The 17,171-nt window shown below is 69.6% G+C and carries 15 protein-coding genes and 2 pseudogenes; 5 read left to right on the forward strand and 12 right to left on the reverse strand.

Features of this window, described 5'->3' with window-relative positions; all coding sequences use genetic code 11:
• Nucleotides 1–42: 42 nt before the first annotated feature.
• Entirely contained in the window at nucleotides 43–2,277 is a 2,235-nt protein-coding gene (fxsBH, locus tag OG936_RS06115; protein ID WP_406493063.1) for a radical SAM/SPASM protein FxsBH, inactivated beta-hydroxylase extension form, read from the reverse strand.
• Nucleotides 2,278–2,341: 64 nt separating this feature from the next.
• Nucleotides 2,342–2,509, reverse strand: coding sequence for an FxSxx-COOH cyclophane-containing RiPP peptide (gene fxsA, locus OG936_RS06120; RefSeq protein WP_406493065.1), 168 nt, complete (start codon nucleotides 2,507–2,509; stop codon nucleotides 2,342–2,344).
• A 227-nt stretch (nucleotides 2,510–2,736) separates the two neighbouring features.
• Between fxsA and OG936_RS06125 the strand changes: the two genes are divergently transcribed.
• On the forward strand, nucleotides 2,737–3,663 hold the full coding sequence (locus tag OG936_RS06125) for a DUF4231 domain-containing protein (RefSeq protein WP_406493067.1): 927 nt from the start codon (nucleotides 2,737–2,739) through the stop codon (nucleotides 3,661–3,663).
• 68 nt (nucleotides 3,664–3,731) lie between these two features.
• Here the strand turns inward: OG936_RS06125 and OG936_RS06130 are convergent, their stop codons facing one another.
• From OG936_RS06130 to OG936_RS06145, 4 genes and pseudogenes are all read right to left on the reverse strand, one after another.
• Nucleotides 3,732–4,208 carry a hypothetical protein gene (locus tag OG936_RS06130; protein WP_406493069.1) on the reverse strand — a complete coding sequence of 159 codons (477 nt, stop codon included), beginning with the start codon at nucleotides 4,206–4,208 and terminating at the stop codon, nucleotides 3,732–3,734.
• A gap of 211 nt (nucleotides 4,209–4,419) precedes the next feature.
• Nucleotides 4,420–5,319, reverse strand: a complete 900-nt coding sequence (locus OG936_RS06135; protein ID WP_406493071.1) for a S1 family peptidase — start codon at nucleotides 5,317–5,319, stop codon at nucleotides 4,420–4,422.
• 250 nt (nucleotides 5,320–5,569) lie between these two features.
• A pseudogene (locus OG936_RS06140) lies at nucleotides 5,570–5,830 on the reverse strand (DUF1684 domain-containing protein); the annotation flags it as partial.
• Nucleotides 5,831–5,836: 6 nt separating this feature from the next.
• Nucleotides 5,837–6,033 (reverse strand): annotated as a pseudogene (locus OG936_RS06145) (hypothetical protein); the annotation flags it as partial.
• Nucleotides 6,034–6,341: 308 nt separating this feature from the next.
• On the opposite strand from OG936_RS06145, the gene OG936_RS06150 reads away from it, so the two are divergent.
• The gene (locus OG936_RS06150) at nucleotides 6,342–6,785 is read left to right on the forward strand and encodes a cell division protein SepF (protein ID WP_406493073.1); all 444 of its coding nucleotides are present in this window, start codon (nucleotides 6,342–6,344) and stop codon (nucleotides 6,783–6,785) included.
• Nucleotides 6,786–6,807: 22 nt separating this feature from the next.
• Here the strand turns inward: OG936_RS06150 and OG936_RS06155 are convergent, their stop codons facing one another.
• Both OG936_RS06155 and OG936_RS06160 read right to left on the reverse strand, forming a co-directional pair.
• Nucleotides 6,808–8,019, reverse strand: coding sequence for an acyl-CoA dehydrogenase family protein (locus tag OG936_RS06155; protein ID WP_406493075.1), 1,212 nt, complete (start codon nucleotides 8,017–8,019; stop codon nucleotides 6,808–6,810).
• Between the two features lie 73 nt (nucleotides 8,020–8,092).
• Nucleotides 8,093–9,799: an MFS transporter gene (locus OG936_RS06160; protein WP_406493077.1), complete on the reverse strand. Its 1,707-nt coding sequence runs from the start codon at nucleotides 9,797–9,799 to the stop codon at nucleotides 8,093–8,095.
• A gap of 549 nt (nucleotides 9,800–10,348) precedes the next feature.
• Between OG936_RS06160 and OG936_RS06165 the strand changes: the two genes are divergently transcribed.
• Complete coding sequence (locus tag OG936_RS06165) at nucleotides 10,349–11,377, forward strand: phosphatase PAP2 family protein (RefSeq protein ID WP_406493079.1); 1,029 nt, start codon at nucleotides 10,349–10,351, stop codon at nucleotides 11,375–11,377.
• Nucleotides 11,378–11,488: 111 nt separating this feature from the next.
• On the opposite strand, the gene OG936_RS06170 is transcribed toward OG936_RS06165, so the two are convergent.
• The 4 genes from OG936_RS06170 to OG936_RS06185 all read right to left on the reverse strand — a co-directional run bounded on the left by OG936_RS06170 (nucleotide 11,489) and on the right by OG936_RS06185 (nucleotide 15,447).
• On the reverse strand, nucleotides 11,489–11,704 hold the full coding sequence (locus tag OG936_RS06170) for an I78 family peptidase inhibitor (RefSeq protein WP_406493081.1): 216 nt from the start codon (nucleotides 11,702–11,704) through the stop codon (nucleotides 11,489–11,491).
• Between the two features lie 488 nt (nucleotides 11,705–12,192).
• Entirely contained in the window at nucleotides 12,193–13,176 is a 984-nt protein-coding gene (locus OG936_RS06175; protein WP_406493083.1) for a helix-turn-helix transcriptional regulator, read from the reverse strand.
• Nucleotides 13,177–13,234: 58 nt separating this feature from the next.
• Nucleotides 13,235–14,167 (reverse strand): transferase, encoded by a 933-nt coding sequence (locus OG936_RS06180; RefSeq protein WP_406493084.1) that lies wholly within the window; start codon nucleotides 14,165–14,167, stop codon nucleotides 13,235–13,237.
• Entirely contained in the window at nucleotides 14,164–15,447 is a 1,284-nt protein-coding gene (locus tag OG936_RS06185; protein WP_406493086.1) for a glycosyltransferase family 4 protein, read from the reverse strand. Before OG936_RS06185 ends, OG936_RS06180 begins: the two co-directional genes overlap by 4 nt.
• A 413-nt stretch (nucleotides 15,448–15,860) precedes the next feature.
• Between OG936_RS06185 and OG936_RS06190 the strand changes: the two genes are divergently transcribed.
• The gene (locus tag OG936_RS06190; RefSeq protein WP_406493088.1) at nucleotides 15,861–16,652 is read left to right on the forward strand and encodes a hypothetical protein; all 792 of its coding nucleotides are present in this window, start codon (nucleotides 15,861–15,863) and stop codon (nucleotides 16,650–16,652) included.
• A gap of 137 nt (nucleotides 16,653–16,789) precedes the next feature.
• Nucleotides 16,790–17,134, forward strand: a complete 345-nt coding sequence (locus tag OG936_RS06195) for a hypothetical protein (RefSeq protein ID WP_406493090.1) — start codon at nucleotides 16,790–16,792, stop codon at nucleotides 17,132–17,134.
• Nucleotides 17,135–17,171: the final 37 nt, after the last annotated feature.

The raw sequence follows: 17,171 nt of genomic DNA on the forward strand, positions 1-17,171 counted from the left end.
CCTGTGCGTACGGACAGCCCCGGCCGAACCGGAATGCGATCCTCAGATCTCCTTCCGCATACGATCCAGCAGCCGTTTCCCGCTGATGGTCAGTTCGGCGGCACTTTCCAGAGCGTCGAGGGCCTGCGGTACGCCCTCCAGACAGCGCGGGTCGAAAGCCCCCAACGCGATCCGCTCATAGGTGTCGGCCAGCAACCGGGAAAACGGAACTGGTTCTTCCTGCCAGGGCATCCGATGTTCCCAGGAGCCGTCTGCCGCGTAAAGATCCGTGACATCCCTAAGTGCCCGCAATTCGGCCCGCCGGAAACCGCGCAGCAGAGCGATCGCCAGTTCCTCGGAACTGCCGTCCGGGGAAAACCCCAGCGCGCCGTATCCGTGCCGCCCGACGGCGGGCTCACTCGGGGCCGGGCCGGCCAGCGGGGTGAGGGTGGTGAGACCACCGGCCATCTCCTCCGTACGCCCGGGCGCCTTCGCCTCGATGAGCGTCCATGCCTCGCCGATCCGGACCACCAGGTCGGCGGCGGCCCGGTCGTCGAGCGCGTCCGCGGCGGGCGAGGAGTAGCAGTCGCGGTACGGGTCGAGGTCGTCGAGCACGAGGCCGGCCGCCGAACCGGGTGTCGGGATCCGGCGCAACGGCCGCCAGCCGGGACCGGCCGCCTCCGACCGTACGATGCGGCGTTCGGCCGCGTCGCCGCTTTCCCGCCGGACGCGGAAGCCGTCCTCGGTGGCGCGCAGGAGCGCCGTGCCGTCCTCCCCCGCGTTCTCGATCCGCAACTCGCCGAGGCCGGGGAGGAAGATCCGGCCGCCCGAGAAGGGCACCCGTACGGGCAGGTCCAGGCCGGTCCGTAAGACGGCGGCCGCGAGGCAGGCCGACATCCGGCGCGTCACCTGTACGGCCCCGGTCCGCTCGTGGACCAGTTCCATCGCGTCGAGCAGCCAGGTGCGGGTGTACGGGTGCGCCAGCACCTCGTTCAGACCGCGGGCCCCCTCCTCGGACGCCTCGATGGTGGCAGCCAGCTCCCAGGCGGCCGCCCACTGCTCGCCGCCGTGCTGTCCGATGTCGACGTTGAGCAGGGCGAGCAGGGTGCGGGTGAGGTCCTGCTGGGCGGCGACCAGTTCGACGGGCTCGGCCACCGCGGGCGCGACGAGGACCGCCGCCGTACGCGCCTCGATGCCGCGCACCAGGGCGGCCAGATCGGCGCAGTACACGGACGGGTTGTCGAATGCGCCGGACGGCCCCGTGGAGCGGTACCGGTGGGTGTACAGACCGCCTCCGCACGACCGTACGACGGGGCATTGCCGGCAGGTCTCGCTGACGCCGGCCAGTCCGAGCTGGCGGGCCTGCACCCCGGGGTGGGCCGCGACCTCGTCGAAGGCGTGGGTGAAGACATCGAATCCGGTGGCCGCCGCACCTTCGTAGGCGCTCTTGAGCGAGTCGACCTGCTCCAGCTGACCGTCGGTCTCGACGACGACGAGGTCGGTGGGGGCGAGCCCCAGGGACTCGGTGAGGCTCGGGCCGCCGCTCAGCGTGGACAGCACCGAGGAGAAGAGCCGCACCGGCACCGGGCGTCCCCGCTCGTGCCAGTGGTCGAAGACCGCGAGAAGCCAGTCGGCGTAGGCGGTGGGGGATCCGTCCGGGCGGGGCGGCGGATCGTCCCAGGTGGCGTGCGGGAGCAGGAAGTCGATGAGCGGCGGGTCGAGCTCGGCGAGCGCGTCGAGAACCGCGCGCGGGTCGTTCGCGATGTCGACGGTGCACAGGAGCCCGAGGTAGAGATGGCGGTAACGCTCCTGCCGGAGCAGCTCGACGGCCTTGAGGACCAAGGGGTGGCTGCTGCGCCCGTCGGCGTAACGGCGGTGGCGGTCGTTGGCGGCCTGGTCGCCGTCGAGGGAGATGCCGACCCTGACGCCGAATTCGTCGAAGAGGTCGAGATAACGCGGGCTGAGCTGGAGTCCGTTGGTGTGGATACGGAGGTCGAGCTCCGCGATGCCTTCTAAGGCGGAGGTGAGCTCTTCACAGACGCGCCGCAGCCGGACGGGGCCCGCCAGTAGAGGCTCCCCTCCGTGCAGGATCACTGACACGGAGGGCAGTGCATGTGCCTTGGCATGCTCGGCCAAGCGTTGAGCAGTCCGGAAGATGACATGATCAGAGATTGTTTTCGGGCGGGTTCGCCAGCTCTGATCTGCATGTTCGTAGACATAGCAATGGTCACACGCCAGATCACACCTGCTGTGGACCTTGAGAACGACTTCGCGGAAAGGGACCAGGGGTCCTGTCATTCCACCAGTCTAGCCAGCCCGAAGGGGTACTCGGGACATTGGTTGAGGGCGCCGGGGCGTTGGTTCAGAGTGCCGAGTTGAACGTCGACGCCTGAGTGCGGTGACCGATTGACGCGGCGTGCACACGGCCGAGCTTCTGGGCAGCAGCAGCGCCGCGGACGTCGATCTCGGCGAGCGGCACACGGATCTTCTTCGCAACGGCGAAGGAGGAGGAGGATTCAGAGGTCTTCACGGTCGTCCTTGAGGGGGTTCGTTCCGATGGAATGGTTCCAGACAGGAATTGCGACAACGGTATCTGCACCATTGCAGTGCCTGGCGGCACGACTTTACTCTCATGGCCTCGGTTCGCAACTGAGGACGCCCACTTGCAACCAGAGCGTCACGTGAGGAAGTCCCGAACCGAACGGAAGCATCGATTCCGCCATTGCAGTGACGACATAACCGCAGACAGGGGTGAACATGACGGCGATTCCCGGACCGCTCCAGAGCATGGTGTTCAGGAACGCTGATCTGCCGGAGCTCTTCCACCACACGGACGCGATCGCCATCGCGAGCCAGCGGGAGGCTGTGAACACCACCCGTGTCCAGCTGATCCTGCTGGTCACGGGCGCGATACCGGCAGCGGTGCCCTGGCACGCGGAGGTGGCGGGCACGCTTCAACTCGCCGACGTCCTCAGCGTATTGGCCTACGCGGGTGTCCTGATCACGACGTACCTCACCGCCCACCGCAAAGCAAAGTCGCAATGGCAACTCAACCGGTCCGCTGCGGAGTTCATCAAGTCGACGTGCTGGCGCTATTCGGTGCACGGCTCTCCTTTCGACACCCGCGTCCAGCACCCGGAGGCGATGTTCGCGAACCGCCTCGAAGAGGGCCTTCAGGAGCTCCGCAAGGTGGGGTGGGCCGACCCCCGCGACCTGACCGCGGACTCGGGCGGACTGATCACGGACTCCATGCGCGAGCTGCGGAACAAGGCGTTCACCGTGCGCAAGGAGACGTACGTACGGGACCGGCTGATCGAGCAGCGCAGCTGGTACCGCAGACGCCAGGAGGTGTCCCGGCGGGCCACCCTGGCCTGGTCGACCACCATTGCCGTACTGACGGCGCTCGCCCTGGTGTTCGCGCTGTTGAGGACTTTCTCCGTGACCCAGTCCTTCGCCCTGACCGGGGTACTGTCGGCCGCCGCGGCGGCCTGCCTGGCATGGAGCGAGATGCGCCGCCACCACCCGCTGATTTCGGCACACTCGCTGGTGGAGCAGGATCTGGAGTCGATGCAGGTGGCGATGGAGACCACACTGACGGAGCAGCAGTGGCCGCGAGCGGTATTCGAGACCGAACGCATCGTCTCCCCGCAGCACACCGACTGGCTTGCCCGACACCAGATGTGAGGACGCGTCAGCCTTCCTGTCGCCGGTTCGCCCGGTCGCGTACGAACGGCCGGGCGAACCGGTCGGCGTCAGCGCTCCACGCCCTCGCGCCAGATCACGGTCACCGGGCGGCCCAGGTTGCGGGCATAGGTCACGATGTCGCCCGTGCCGCCGAAGCCCCGGGCCGGCCTACCGTCCCATACGGCGAGCAGCTGGTCGCAGTGGTCGGCGATGTACGCGCCCGCCGCGTAGTACGCCTCGTCGGTGGAGTGCGGGTAGTCCAGCCGGATCTCCCGGACCGCCCGGTCCTTGAGGGCCTGGTAGCGGGCGAGTTCGGTCGCGTCGGCGAAACTGGATTCGTAGTCGCCACTGGGGATGACCACGGTCAGTTCCGCGCCGCGGGCCAGGGCCAGATCGGCGAAGAGCTGGTCCGCTCCCACCGCCAGACTGGAGAGGGCCTCCAGGGAGCCTTCGAAGCCGCAGAGCGCTGCCTGTAACCCGGCCAGCACATGGGCATGGGCCTCTTCCGGAATGCTGCGATGGCCGGTCACTCCGATGCGTTTCACGGATCTGGAACCCCCTGATGTGTCTGCGGGGGTCCCCGGAGGGCATCCCTCCGGGAGGCACAGCATCCGCCCCCGTTTGCTCCTGCTTGACCGACCTGCCCCACATTCTCTCAAAAGCCGTGGGGTGAGCGGGAGTCCCCGCCCAGATCTCGGGCGGGGACTCCGTTTCGGCCGACTGCGTGTTCCAGGGCTAAACCGGGGTGTTGGAGCGTCAGTTCAGGGTGACCCCGTACGCGCTGAGTGCCTTAGTGACCGGCTGGAAGTACGTGGTGCCACCGGAGCTGCAGTTGCCACTGCCGCCCGAGGTGAGGCCGATCGCCTTCGAGCCGGAGTAGAGCGGACCGCCGGAGTCGCCGGGCTCCGCACACACGTTGGTCTTGATCAGACCGTAGACGATCTCGCCGTTGCCGTAGTTGACCGTGGCATTGAGGCCCGTGACGCTGCCGCTGTGGGTGCCGGTGGTGGAGCCGCGGCGGGTGACGGACATGCCGACCGTGGCGTTGGCCGCTCCGGTGATGGTGACACTGCCGACGGTGCCCGGGTGGGCGACCGAGGCATTGTCGTACCGCACCAGGCCGTAGTCATTGGTCGGGAAGCTGGATCCGACCGTCGGGCCGATCTTGGTCGTGTTCGAGGAGTTGGTGTACCAGGGCGGGTTGCCGTCGGTGCAGTGACCGGCGGTCAGGAAGTAGTACGTGCTGCCGCTGTGGACGTTGAAGCCGAGGGAGCAGCGCCAGCCGGGGGCGTAGATCGCGTCGCCGCCGGAGATCAGTTTCCTGAGCTTCGAGGAGGTGCGCTCGATCCGCAGCGCGCCGGCGTTGGCTCCGACGGACTGCTTGATCTGCTTGATCTCGGCCTGCGAAACCGTGGGGTCCGCGGTGACCACGAGGGTGCCGGTCGCCGGGTCGATGCTCCAGGCGGTCCCCGCGACATCGGCGCCGAGCACGGCGTCGCTCGCGGCGGAGAGCTGTTTGGCGCTGAACGTGGTGGCGGTGTCGGCCTGGGCCGTGGGGACGGTGAGCGCGGCGACGGCGACCAGGCCTGCGGCGATGGCGACAGCCCTGATGCGTCTTGCGGTGCCACTGAGGGGGGTGGTGCGCTTGATCCTCACTTTTCATTCCTCCCGAAAGGAATTCGGGGGTCCGCCTGTGGGGTGGTCGGACCCGTGAGGCGCAGTCGTTCGCACGGCGGCATGCCTGCGTTCCGGAATGCCGTGCTCCTGACAAGCGCTGATCGGGAGTATTCAAGGCGTCAACTTGTGGCGCAAGGGGGCCTGCTGGCCTGAACTTGTCGGACTCACGGGGCGGCCCCGGCAGCACATGGGCTGCCGGGGCCGATGTCCGGGGCGAAATAGCGGTGCGTCAGCCGTCGATACGGTTCCGCTCGCCCGCCTCGACTGCGAGGGGGAGGGTGTTGCCGGGCGGCGGGAAGGGGCAGATGAAGTGGTCCGCGAAGGCGCAGGGCGGCAGCAGAGCCCGGTTGAAGTCGACCGTCACACTGCCGTCCTCGGATGGGGCCGCGGGTCGCAGGAACCGGAAGCGGTAGCTGCTGTTCCCACTGGTGGCATCTGCGAATACCGCCAGCGCGTTCCGCGGGGAGACCTGCTGGAGCCGGATCCCAGCCGCCCTCCCCGCGGTGCGTCGCCACCCGGTGGCGCGCGCGGACTGAGTCTCCGTCAGGACCGAGACGATCAGGCCGTCATAGTTCGTGACGATCCGGGCGAACTACCCGTGGTCCGAGCCAAGTGCGAGGCAGAGTCCGCAGAGAACTCGGTTCTGATTCCCTCGGACAACCGATGCGTACAGGGCCTGACGATTCCGAACACGACGATCCCCCGAGAGTCGTTCAGCTGTGCGCCGAGCTCGTACGCCCGCACGAACGTGCATCGTATCGAGCGTCCCGTTCACCCGTACGTCCTCTACATCACCCGTACGGACCGGCGCATCATATTTCTTTCTTCCAGGCCCCTGATGCAGGAGGAACCTTGACGAACCGCCACATCTTCTGCACCAGTACCGTCACGAATCCCCTGCGCGCCGACTATCCACTTGGCGCACGATCCGCATCATGGACGACCATAGGGACACGAAAGAGATACGGAACACCACGGAACCGCGGTGAGAGGAGGCGTCCATGGGATCGGTGCGCAAGGCGAGTGCCTGGCTGGGCCTCGTAGAGGACAACGACGAGCGGTACTACGACGACGACGAGTACGCCGGGGGTGCGCAGACCGGGACCGGTCAGGCCTGGGTGACCGACCCCCGGGTGCAGGTGGCCTCCGAGGCGGCCGAGGAGACGGGCCGCCGGATCGCCACCGTCACCCCGGACAGCTTCCGGGACGCGCGGGCCATCGGCGAGCTCTTCCGGGACGGCGTCCCGGTGATCGTCAACCTCACGACCATGGACCCCACCGACGCCAAGCGCGTCGTGGACTTCGCCGCGGGGCTGACCTTCGGCCTGCGCGGCTCGATCGAGCGCGTGGCCACCCGGGTCTTCCTGCTGACCCCGGCCGACACCCAGGTGGTAAGCGGCGAAGCCGTCGGCCGGCGGGCCGACGGCTTCTTCAACCAGAGCTGAGCAGGGCGCTCGCCGGACCTGTCTACCGGAACGCGTCGAGACCGGTGAGCGCCTTGCCCAGCACCAGCTGGTGCATCTCCACGGTCCCCTCGTAGGTGAGCACCGACTCCAGATTCGTCGCATGGCGCATCACCGGGTACTCCAGCGAGATCCCGTTGGCGCCGAGGATCGTGCGCGAGGTACGGCAGATCTCGATCGCTTCCCGCACATTGTTGAGCTTTCCGAAACTGACCTGCTCCGGGCGGAGCCTGCCCGCGTCCATCCGACGGCCCAGATGGTGGGCGAGCAGGATGCCCTTGTGCAGTTCCACGGCCATGTCCGCGAGCTTGGCCTGGGTGAGCTGGAAGCCACCGATCGGCCTGCCGAACTGCTCCCGGGTCCTCGCATAGTCGAGGGCCGCTTCGAAGCTGGCGCGTGCCGCGCCCATGGCTCCCCAGACGATGCCGTAACGGGCATGGCTGAGACAGCTGAGCGGGCCACGCAGACCAGTGACCCCGGGGAGTACGGCATCGGCCGGCAGCCGTACCTCGTCGAGGACCAGCTCGCTGGTGACGGAGGCGCGCAGCGACCACTTGTGCTTGATCTCGGGTGCCGAGAAGCCGGGGGTGCCGGCCGGCACGACGAAGCCGCGGATACCGCCGCCCGCGCCGCCCTCGTCGGTCTGCGCCCAGACGACGGCGACGCCGGCGACCGAGCCGTTGGTGATCCACATCTTGCGGCCGGTGAGCACCCAGTCCTCGCCGTCGCGCTTGGCGTACGTCCGCATCCCGGCGGGGTCGGAGCCGTGGTCCGGCTCGGTGAGGCCGAAGCAGCCGATGATCTCGCCGGCCGCCATGCCCGGCAGCCACTGCTGCCGCTGCTCCTCGGAGCCGAAGCGGTGGATGGCGTACATGGCGAGCGATCCCTGTACGGAGACGAGGGAGCGGATTCCCGAGTCCGCCGCTTCGAGTTCCAGGCAGGCCAGCCCGTACTGGACGGCGGTGGCGCCCGCACAGCCGTAGCCCTGGAGGGACATGCCGAGGGCGCCGAGCGAGCCGAGCTCGCGGGCCAGTTCGCGGATGCCGGGCAGCTCGCCGTTCTCGTACCACTCGGCGATGTGCGGCAGGACCCGGTCGGTGGCCCAGTCGCGGACGGTGTCGCGGATGGCGAGGTCCTCGGCGCTGAGCAGATCGTCGATGCCGATCGGGTCGGCGGGGTCGAAGGGCGGGAGCTTCGAGGACGGAGTGGTGGACATGAGGGTGCCTCCGGCGGCTCGCACGATGCTAAAACTAGCGGTGTTAGTTATGGCGTCGCACCGACGTTACGGCTCAGTGTCCCGCCCGTCCAGAGCCGGTCGCCTCGGCGGGTCGCGGGCGCCGGGCGGGTATCCCCGGCGGCCGCTGCGCACAGCCTGCGACGGGCGCCTCCTGCGGACCGTGGATCTCCGGCGCCTCGCTCGCGTCGGCCTCGTGAGGTTCGCGGAGAACCGGCGACAGGCACTCCATCCTCCGTGGCAGCCGCAGCGCGGCGAGCGCCCCGATCAGCAGCAGAGCCGCGCTGACCAGCAGCGTGACGTGCAGCCCGGTGATGAAGGAATGGCGGGCCGTGGAGCGCAGCGCCTCGCCCGGCGGACCGCCCAGCCGGTCCGCCACCTGGTAGGCCTCGCCGAGCGAGTGGGCGGCGGCCGCGCCGTCCCCGGCGGGCACGCCCGCTGCGGGAAGTTTCGCGAGTCCGGGGGTGTAGACGGCGTTCATGACGCTGCCGAGCAGGGCGATCCCCATGCCCGCGCCCAACTGGTACGAGGTCTCCCCTATCGCCGCCGCTCCGCCCGCCCGGTCGGCGGGCGCCTCGCTGAGCATGGATTCGTACGCCCCGAAGAGCGTGGACTGGAGCCCGAAGCCGAGCGCGACGAAGGCCGCGGTCAGCAGACCGGGCCGGTCGTGCTGCCCCATCGCCGTCAGGACCAGCACCGAGGCGGCCGTGAGCACGAAGCCCCAGCCGACCATCCGGCGCGGCCCGATGCGGCGCAGCATGTACGAGCCGGTGGCGCCCGCGGCCATGGCCGCGAAGGTGAGCGGCAGCAGCCGCAGCCCGGTCTCCAGCGGACTCAGGCCGAGGACGAGCTGGAGGTACTGCACGGCTATCAGTTCCAGCCCGACCAGGGCGAGCATCGCGAGGACGATGCAGCCCACCGCCGCGGAGAACGCGGGCCTGGCGAACATCCCGATGTCGATCAGCGGATGCGTACGGCGTTTCTGACGGCGTACGAAGGCGATGAGCAGTACGGCCCCGATCAGCAGCGGGCCCAGCGTGGCCGGGCTCAGCAGCCCCTCACCGGTGCCCGCCCGCTTCACTCCGAGGACGACACCGAGCACTCCGGCCGCGGCCATCAGCGCACCGAGCACATCCCACGGGCCGTCGTTGCTGCCGCGCGACTCGGGCAGCAGCAGTCGGCCGACCGGCAGAACCAGGGCCATCAGCGGGACATTGATCAGAAAGACGGAGCCCCACCAGAAGTGCTCGACGAGGAAGCCGCCTATGACGGGTCCGGTGGCGGCGCCGACGGCGGCGACCGCGGTCCAGACACCGATCGCCACGGCCCGCTCGCGCCGGTCGGGGAAGACCTGGCGGAGGATCGACAGCGTCGCGGGCATGATCATCGCGCCGCCGACACCGAGCAGGGCACGGGCCGCTATCAGTACACCGGGAGTGTCCGCCAGCGCGGCGACCGCGGAGGCGACGCCGAAGAGGGCATAGCCGAGCAGCAGGATGCGGCGTCGGCCGACCCGGTCGCCCAGGGTGCCGAAGAGGATCAGCAGCGAGGCACAGACCAGTGGATAGGCGTCCACGATCCAGAGCAGCCCGACGGCGCTGGGCCGCAGGTCCTCGGTGACGGCGGGGACGGCGACGTGGAGCACGGTCGCATCGAGCGCGACGAGCAGCAGACTGAGGCAGAGAACGACGAGGACGACCCATCGGTTGGCACCGTCGGCGGCTGAGTGCAGCCGGAATCGGGCTGTGGTCGTCCCGGACATGCATGTACCTCCCAAAAGGTCCCTCGCGCTCGGCGGGCCAACCGGGAACGCGGCTGTTCACCGGCTCCCGGGGCCCGGCATCGACGGGCGAGTGATCCGTCAGCGTACGCGAGTTCGGAGCACTCACACGTGGTCCACCTCATACCTCGATGACCCGTGAAGTGTGGCGTACGCCACGCCGGGCCGCCGCTCCGGACCCCTCGGACCTGCACGGACACCCCTCCTCCGTACCCGGCACAGAAGGTACTCGGCGTCATGCCGCGAGCACGCGCCGGGCCCGCACAGAAGGAGGCCGGTGACCGGATGGATACGGTCCGCTTCCGCCTCCCCGAGGCGCCGGAGAAATTCACACCGGCGCCTCCTGCGCTTTTCTACTCGCGCCCAAACACCCTTCCGAAATAAGTGCGAAATCAATAGCGTGGAGACTCCTGAGCGCGCTTCTTCGGATCAGGAATTAAGGACCGACTGAGACATAGTCCACATCACATCGTCATCACAAAGAGACCGGATCGACCGGTTCACTCACTAACTCGCTGTAACGTCGATTGGGTGCGTACCGACATCTTTGCCCGCCTGGACCGGGAGCCGGAGCCGCCGAAGATAGAGCCGCCGCGGATGAGCCGTCACCGCATCGCTCTCTTCTGCGGGACGTTGGCGTTCTATCTCGCCATCGTCGTTGCCGTGCTGGTCTCTTCCCGGCTGGTGGCCCTGGACTGGAAGGTCATGCTCTTCCGGCCGTATCAACAGTGGCCGGAAATCCACGCCTTCCTCGACTACTACATCGTGCTGGGCCAGCGCGGCCCCACCGCCACCATGGTCGCCTGTTGGCTCGGCTGGCGCTCCTGGCGGCAGCACACGATGCGGCCCCTGCTGACGCTCGGTGCCTCGCTGCTGCTACTCAATGTGACGGTCGGCGCGGTCAAGATCGGCCTGGGCCGGCTCGGCCCGCACTACGCGACCCAGATCGGCTCGGCGGAGCTCTTCGCCGGCGGCGATATATTTCCCTCGGGCCACACCGCCAACGCCGTCGTGACCTGGGGAATCCTCGCCTATCTGGCGACCACCCCGAGGGCCAGGCGCTATCTGTCGGCCGCCTCGGCGATCGTCTCGCTCGGCGTCGGGCTCACCACCGTCTACCTCGGTACCCACTGGCTCAGCGATGTACTGCTCGGCTGGACCGCGGGGCTGCTGATCCTGCTGGGTCTGCCCTGGGTCGAGCCGCTGATCACCCGGGCCGAGGCCTGGATCTTCGCCCAGCGCGAAGCCCTGCGGGGACGCGGCCGTCCCGTTCCCTCCGTGCCCGTCGCGGCCTGCGGACCCCGGACCGTGGTGCTCCCGCAGCCGGTCGGCGCCACGGCGGAGACCCCGGTACTGGAGCCGGTCGCCGCCGGAGGACACCCGGCGACCACGACAGGCACGGTCGCGGGTGCCCGCTCGCGGGCGCACCCGGCGGCCCCGTCCCATCTGGTGCGCTCGGAACGGACCCCTGTCACCCCGGCCGGCAGCCGCCGCCCGCCGCACGCGGACCGTACGCCACGCGGCGGCACGGCCCCGGCCCGCCCGATGTCCGGCGGCTGAACACCCCGGCAGCCATGGGGAGGCCGGTACGCACAGCCACCGCCCCGCACCGCGAAGGCCCCGACTCCGGTCGGGGCCTTCGCGCATGCCGGGTCCGGGCCGCGCGAAGCCTCAGCCCACCCAGCACCGGGTGACAACCGCACCGTCGACCTCGAAGTTGATCCGTCCGGCCTGGAACTCCATGGTGATGATCGCGCCGGGCGGCAGGGATCTGACGCTGGTCCAGCCCTGCCTGCGGGCCCGCTGTTCGGCCACGTCGACGGCGAGGCCTACGTACGCGCCGGGCGTGTCGTCGGGCTGGGCGGAAGGGGTCGGTAGGTGTGCCATGCCTCTCACCGTAGGCGGCCGCGGACCGCGGCGGAAGCCGGGGCACCGGCCGCCGCACGGCATCCCCACATCCCCTGCCGGTCACACTTGTGTCACAGGATCACGACACGCCTGCCACGCGCATCACGCCACCCCGACATGCGGTCCGCGACCCGACACACAGTAATCACACAAGCCAGGAAACGATCGCACGGAAGACCCGAAAACAAAACAGAATACCCGCTTCCGAGCGGCTGGAATTCTTTCGCCGAATAACCCACGTAAATGAGCATGCCACCGGGAATTCACGCTTCCTTATGGCAGCCTTATCTTCTCGTCACAAAATCCACACCACAGGCCCGGGATGCCCCCACAGCTGCTCACTGCCGCCCATATAACGGACAACTCGAACGTCCGCGATGTGTCTGCGAACCGTCCCGACCGACCCTTGGTCCGCCCCCGATCGGCCCACCCTCGGTCATGCACCGGTCCACGCATCGGCCCCCGCGTCAGGACTGCTGTGGTGGCAGCGTTCGGTCCAGGGCCCGGGAGAGCCGGTCCCTGGCCACCCTGATCGCGTCCTTGAGCTCCGGCGGTTCCACGACCTCGAAGTCGATCCCCAGCAGCATGACGTGGATGACCAGCACATCGAGACCGGCGGCCCCTGTGCGCAGCAGACAGCTGTCGGCGCCGTCCGCCTCCAGCACCCCGGAGGTCGGCGAGATCCGCTCGGCCGCGTGCTCGATCCCGGTCTTCAGCCGGATCACCGCGCGGCTCGCGTACACGGTGGTGGAGATCCCCTTCGAGACATAGGCGGCCAGATCCTCGGCCGGTGCGGCGCGGGGGACGAATCGGGGGCCGTGCGGCGGCGTGGGGGTGATCCGGTCCGCGCGGAACGTCCGCCAGTCCGCACGGTCCAGGTCCCAGGCGACGAGATACCAGCGGCGCTCGGTACACACCAGCCGGTGCGGTTCGACGGTCCGGCGCGATACGGAACCGGAGTGGTCCCGGTACGCGAAGCGCAGCCGCTCGCTGTCCCGGCAGGCTCCGGCCAGTTCGGTGAGGACCCCCGGATCTGCGGTGGACGCGCCGGGTCCGCGGAGCAGTGGCACGGTAAAGGTGTTCAGCGCGCTCACCCGGCGCCGGAGCCGGTCCGGCAGCACCTGTTCGAGCTTGGCCAGGGCGCGTACGGACGTCTCCCCGATGCCCTCGACGCCGTTGCCCGCCGCGGTGCGCAGCCCCACGGCGACGGCGACGGCCTCCTCGTCGTCGAGGAGCAGCGGCGGCAGCTGGGCACCGGCACCGAGCTGGTATCCGCCGCCGGTGCCGGTGCCGGCTTTGACCGGGTAGCCGAGTTCGCGCAGCTTGGCGACGTCACGCCGGACGGTCCGCGGGGTGACGCCGAGCAGTTCGGCGAGATCCGCGCCCGACCAGTCCCGGTGCGCCTGGAGCAGTGAGAGCAGGCGCAGCAGCCGTGCCGAGGTCTCCAACATGGGGGCGAGTCTGCCAGGGGCTGCGGACAGCCTCGGTCCGCAACCGATCGCCGACGGCCTACCGGGCCGGTGCCGGGTCCGGTTCGATCCGTACGCACAGGTCGTTGTCGCCCGAGTAGCAGGGAGTCGCGCGGACGCCCTCTCCGGCGCTGCGGCCGGGATAGACAAAGGTGTTCCTGCGGTCCCAGACATCGTCGAGGATGCGCGAGATCCGTACATCACCGGCCGGCCTTCCGGCCGCCTGCTTCCCGTCGGTCCGAGTCCGCTCGGAGGGCTCCTGGTCGCCGGCCGTCCCTGGCACGAGCCAGAGCGTCCACAGCTGCCGCCCGGTGACCGGACCGGCGCCCAGCCGGTCGAGGGGAAGCGTGAAGGAGAACGTCCCCTCCTTCCCGGTGACCGGCACCCGGCAGGTCCGGTCGGGAGCACCCGCCAGTCGCGCCTCGACGCGGGCGTCGTCGCCGAGGGCGGTCCCGTACAGCGCGCCCTCCACGGTCATCGCGTCCCCGTCGAAGGTGACCGGCCCGGCCTCGGCGTGCGGTGAGCGGATCCAGCAGCGCACCGCGAGCCGGCCGTCGGCGGTCGGGTACGGGATACGGACCGTGATCCGCCCGCTGTCGGGTGTGCGGTCCATCAGGAGCCGGACGTCCCGGATCCCGGGCGCCACGGCCACCGCCCCGTCGTCGTCGGTGCCCGGCGCTCGCACATGGACGTCCCAGCGGCCCTCTGCGGGCTCCACGGTGCTCGCCAGCACCGCTCGCAGCCGTCCCTCGCCGAGCGGGGTCAGGGGCAGTCGTACGGAGGTGCCGTCGCCGCCCTTGTCCTTGGCGCCGCGCAGCCGGAGCAGCAGTTCGGGCGCCTCCCCGTCCTCGTACCTTTCGGGCCTTTCGGGCCTTTCGGGGCCGGGGCCGAGATGCAGGTCGAAGACGATCCCGCCGTCGGCGTCCGCGGTGCAGTCGGCTTGCGGTGCCGGGTGCTCTGTGGAGACGGTCATGCGGGCTTCCCCTTGCGGATGACATCGGCGGCCTTGTGGCGCACGGCGTACGCCCCGTCCAGCACAGTGCCGCGGGCGCGGTGCAGTGTGGTGCGCAGAGCGCCGTGCGCGCGGTCGCGCGGGGTCCGGGAGGCGAGTTCGGCGAAGAGCCGTTCGTGGCGTTCGGCGATCCGCGCCGGGTCGAACCGCTCTGCCGCGGCCAGCGCGGCGCGCCCCGAGCGGCGCCGTGCTTCGTCGTCGTCGATCAGACCGAGCAGGGCGCCCGTCACCGCCGCCGCGTCACCGACCGGCACCAGGCGTCCGTCGGTGCCGTCCTCGATGATCTCGCGGGGTCCGTGCGGGCAGTCGGTGGCGACGACCGGCAGTCCGCAGCGCATCGCCTCGACGATGGTCATGCCGAAGGACTCGCGGTCCGAGGTGACCGCGGCGATCGCACCCTTCGGCCACTCGGCTTCCAGCGGGTTGACCGGCCCCATCAGGAACACATGGTTGTGCAGGCCGAGTTCACCGATGAGCGCGAGCAGCGCCTGGCGCTCGTTCCCCGTCGCGTCGCCGCCGCCGTAGATGCGCAGCCGCCAGTCCGGTCGGGCGGCGACCACACCGGCGAACGACCGGACAAGGAGGTCGTACCGCTTGACCTTGTGCAGCCGTCCTGCGGCGATCACCCATTTACCGGTGCCGTCGGCGGGCGCGATTGCGGGCGCGGGCACGCCGTTGGGGATGGACTCGATCCGTACGCCGGGCAGCTTGAACCCGCTCTGGTAGGCGCGGGCATCGGCCTCGGTGACGGTGGTGAGTGCGTCGAGCAGGGCGTAGCGGTGCCCGATCTCGCGGCGCAGCCGGTAACTGTGGCTGTCGAGGGTGAGGTGCTCCTGCCCGATCAGGACCGGGCCGCGCCGGGTCTGCCTGCTGATCTGCACATTGAGCCCGGGCCGGGTTCCGACCACCACATCCGCGTCCATGGAGCGCAGATGGTCCGCCACCCGTGCGTCGGTCAGCCTGCTGTACTGCCGGTACCTGCTGTCGCCGCGCGGGAACACGGTTGCGGGGCGGGCGTGTTCGGCCGCGTCGCCGTCGTACGCCGGACTCTTCTTCCGCAGGTCGACGAGGTGGTTCAGGCGCACGCCCGCGGGGGGTCCCAGCGCGGGGACGTCCCGGTGCCGGAAGACGGACACGATCTCGATGTCATGGTGCTCGGCCAGGGCCCCGGCGAGATTGAACGTCGTACGGATGGTGCCCCCGACTCCGTAGGCGTTGTGGAGCAGGAACGAAATATGCATGAATCGCCATGTCTCCCGGTTCGGCTGGTCGGCTGGTCGGCTGGTCGGCTGGTCGGCTGGTCGGCTGGTCGGCTGGTCGGCTGCGAACGACACGTGCCATAACGATGGAGGCCGGTGTGCGGTTCACTCAGGAACCAGCCGGATTCAGCCATTTTCACTTTCACCCGTTTTCCCGATTTGTCGACGTATCAGCGAACCGGCCCACAGTCGAGTCGACCACATCACCGCGCGGAAAACGCGGAAAATCTGGATGAACAGGTCGCAAGCGGCCCTTCCGATCCCGGGATTCACCCTCTGCTCCGGTTGGTTCGATTACGTTCCCTTTCTCGCGTGACCCCGGCCACGGATCGCCCGTTGTCTTCTTCATGAGCCGGGAACCGCCCGGCGCACGCACCGAGTTCGAGGAGCCAACCGTGCCGCGCATGCTCGACGTCAGCGAGGACGTACGCGCCGAGATCGGCGATGTCGAAGCCGACCGGCTGCTCGTCGGCGACAACACCCCAGGCAGTTACGACTGCACCTCCTGCCGCACCCCCGGCGACTCCGAACAGGAACGCACCAGCACGGTTCTCTTCGTCGGTGACGAGACCGCCGTCCTCGCCTTCGCGCACGCGACCTGCATCCCCTCGCAGGTCGTCCAGGTCGCCGAGGATCAGCTTCAGGGCGCGGTACGCAGCATCACCGGCGGCGACGCGGAGCACCGGGAGCACCCGGAGGGCCCCGGCACCGAACAGGCCGTCCTCGGGATCACCAGCGGCCTCGTCCTGATCGACGACGAGGTCCACCCGGCCCTCGTCGTCGAGCCGACCGGCCCGATCGCCCGTCCGGGCACCGACGGCAGCCGGGGGGACGAATTCCTCCAGCTGTTGCTGGAGCAGGGCTTCCAGCCGGTCCATCGGATGGACCGGCTGCCCGCGGTGCTGCACGGCTGGTCGATCCTGCTCGCGATGGGCCAGCTGCACGCCGTGCTCCAGCCGGGCACCGATGGCGGCGCGCCGGTCGCCTGGTGGCAGGCACATGCGCCGCTCCAGGTCACCGAGGGCTGGCGGACCACGGCCAACAAGTCGCAGACCGTGCTCGTCTTCGCCGCCCCGGCGGGGGTGATCGGCCAGCAGCCCCGCGAGGACCTGCTGCGCGACGCGCTGGACAAGGCCGCCGCCGGCGGGCTCCTGGTCGCCGCCGCGATGCCGCTGGCCGGGACCTGACCGTGGCCGTCGGCACCTCGCACCTGCGGCGAACAGCTATTTCTCCGCCGGGCCCGCATCCGACGGCCAGTGGGGTCGTTGGCACGTACGTGCACTCATACGACTCCTCCCGCCAGCGCCCGAGCCCGATCCCTGCCATGCGCCCCGCGCAGGACCCATCGGGCGGTCAGTCCCACACCCCGATCTACGACGCGCTGTACTCCGAGTACCGCCGGTCGTTCCGGGCGCTGCCGGGTGATCGTAGCGGCGAGGAGAACCTCGGCTTCGTGGCCTTCGGCAGCGGGTGGTCCGGTAGTCGCATGCCGCTGAGCAGCCACTCCGGTCACTCCGCCGCCCTCTCGGTACACAGCGGGATCACGGGATACACCGGCGGCACGAGCACGCACACCAGCGGTCTCGGTTCCTGGCAGCGGGTGGGGCGGCACTCCGGGCGGTCCCAGCCCGCGGCTCTGCCCCCGGGATCGGGATCGCGAGGGGCCTGACCGTACGACGGAGCCCCGGACCGTTTCGGATGCGAAA

The sequence above is a fragment of the Streptomyces sp. NBC_00846 genome (assembly GCF_045207325.1).
GTDB lineage: Bacteria > Actinomycetota > Actinomycetes > Streptomycetales > Streptomycetaceae > Streptomyces.

Coding starts and splice junctions, on each gene's coding strand:
- OG936_RS06195 (WP_406493090.1), top strand. CDS start 16,790: ATGCGCCCCGCGCAGGACCCATCGGGCGGTCAGTCCCACACCCCGATC.
- OG936_RS06175 (WP_406493083.1), bottom strand. CDS start 13,176: ATGTTGGAGACCTCGGCACGGCTGCTGCGCCTGCTCTCACTGCTCCAG.
- OG936_RS06180 (WP_406493084.1), bottom strand. CDS start 14,167: ATGACCGTCTCCACAGAGCACCCGGCACCGCAAGCCGACTGCACCGCG.
- fxsBH (WP_406493063.1), bottom strand. CDS start 2,277: ATGACAGGACCCCTGGTCCCTTTCCGCGAAGTCGTTCTCAAGGTCCAC.
- OG936_RS06170 (WP_406493081.1), bottom strand. CDS start 11,704: ATGGCACACCTACCGACCCCTTCCGCCCAGCCCGACGACACGCCCGGC.
- OG936_RS06185 (WP_406493086.1), bottom strand. CDS start 15,447: ATGCATATTTCGTTCCTGCTCCACAACGCCTACGGAGTCGGGGGCACC.
- OG936_RS06150 (WP_406493073.1), top strand. CDS start 6,342: ATGGGATCGGTGCGCAAGGCGAGTGCCTGGCTGGGCCTCGTAGAGGAC.
- OG936_RS06155 (WP_406493075.1), bottom strand. CDS start 8,019: ATGTCCACCACTCCGTCCTCGAAGCTCCCGCCCTTCGACCCCGCCGAC.
- OG936_RS06125 (WP_406493067.1), top strand. CDS start 2,737: ATGACGGCGATTCCCGGACCGCTCCAGAGCATGGTGTTCAGGAACGCT.
- OG936_RS06160 (WP_406493077.1), bottom strand. CDS start 9,799: ATGTCCGGGACGACCACAGCCCGATTCCGGCTGCACTCAGCCGCCGAC.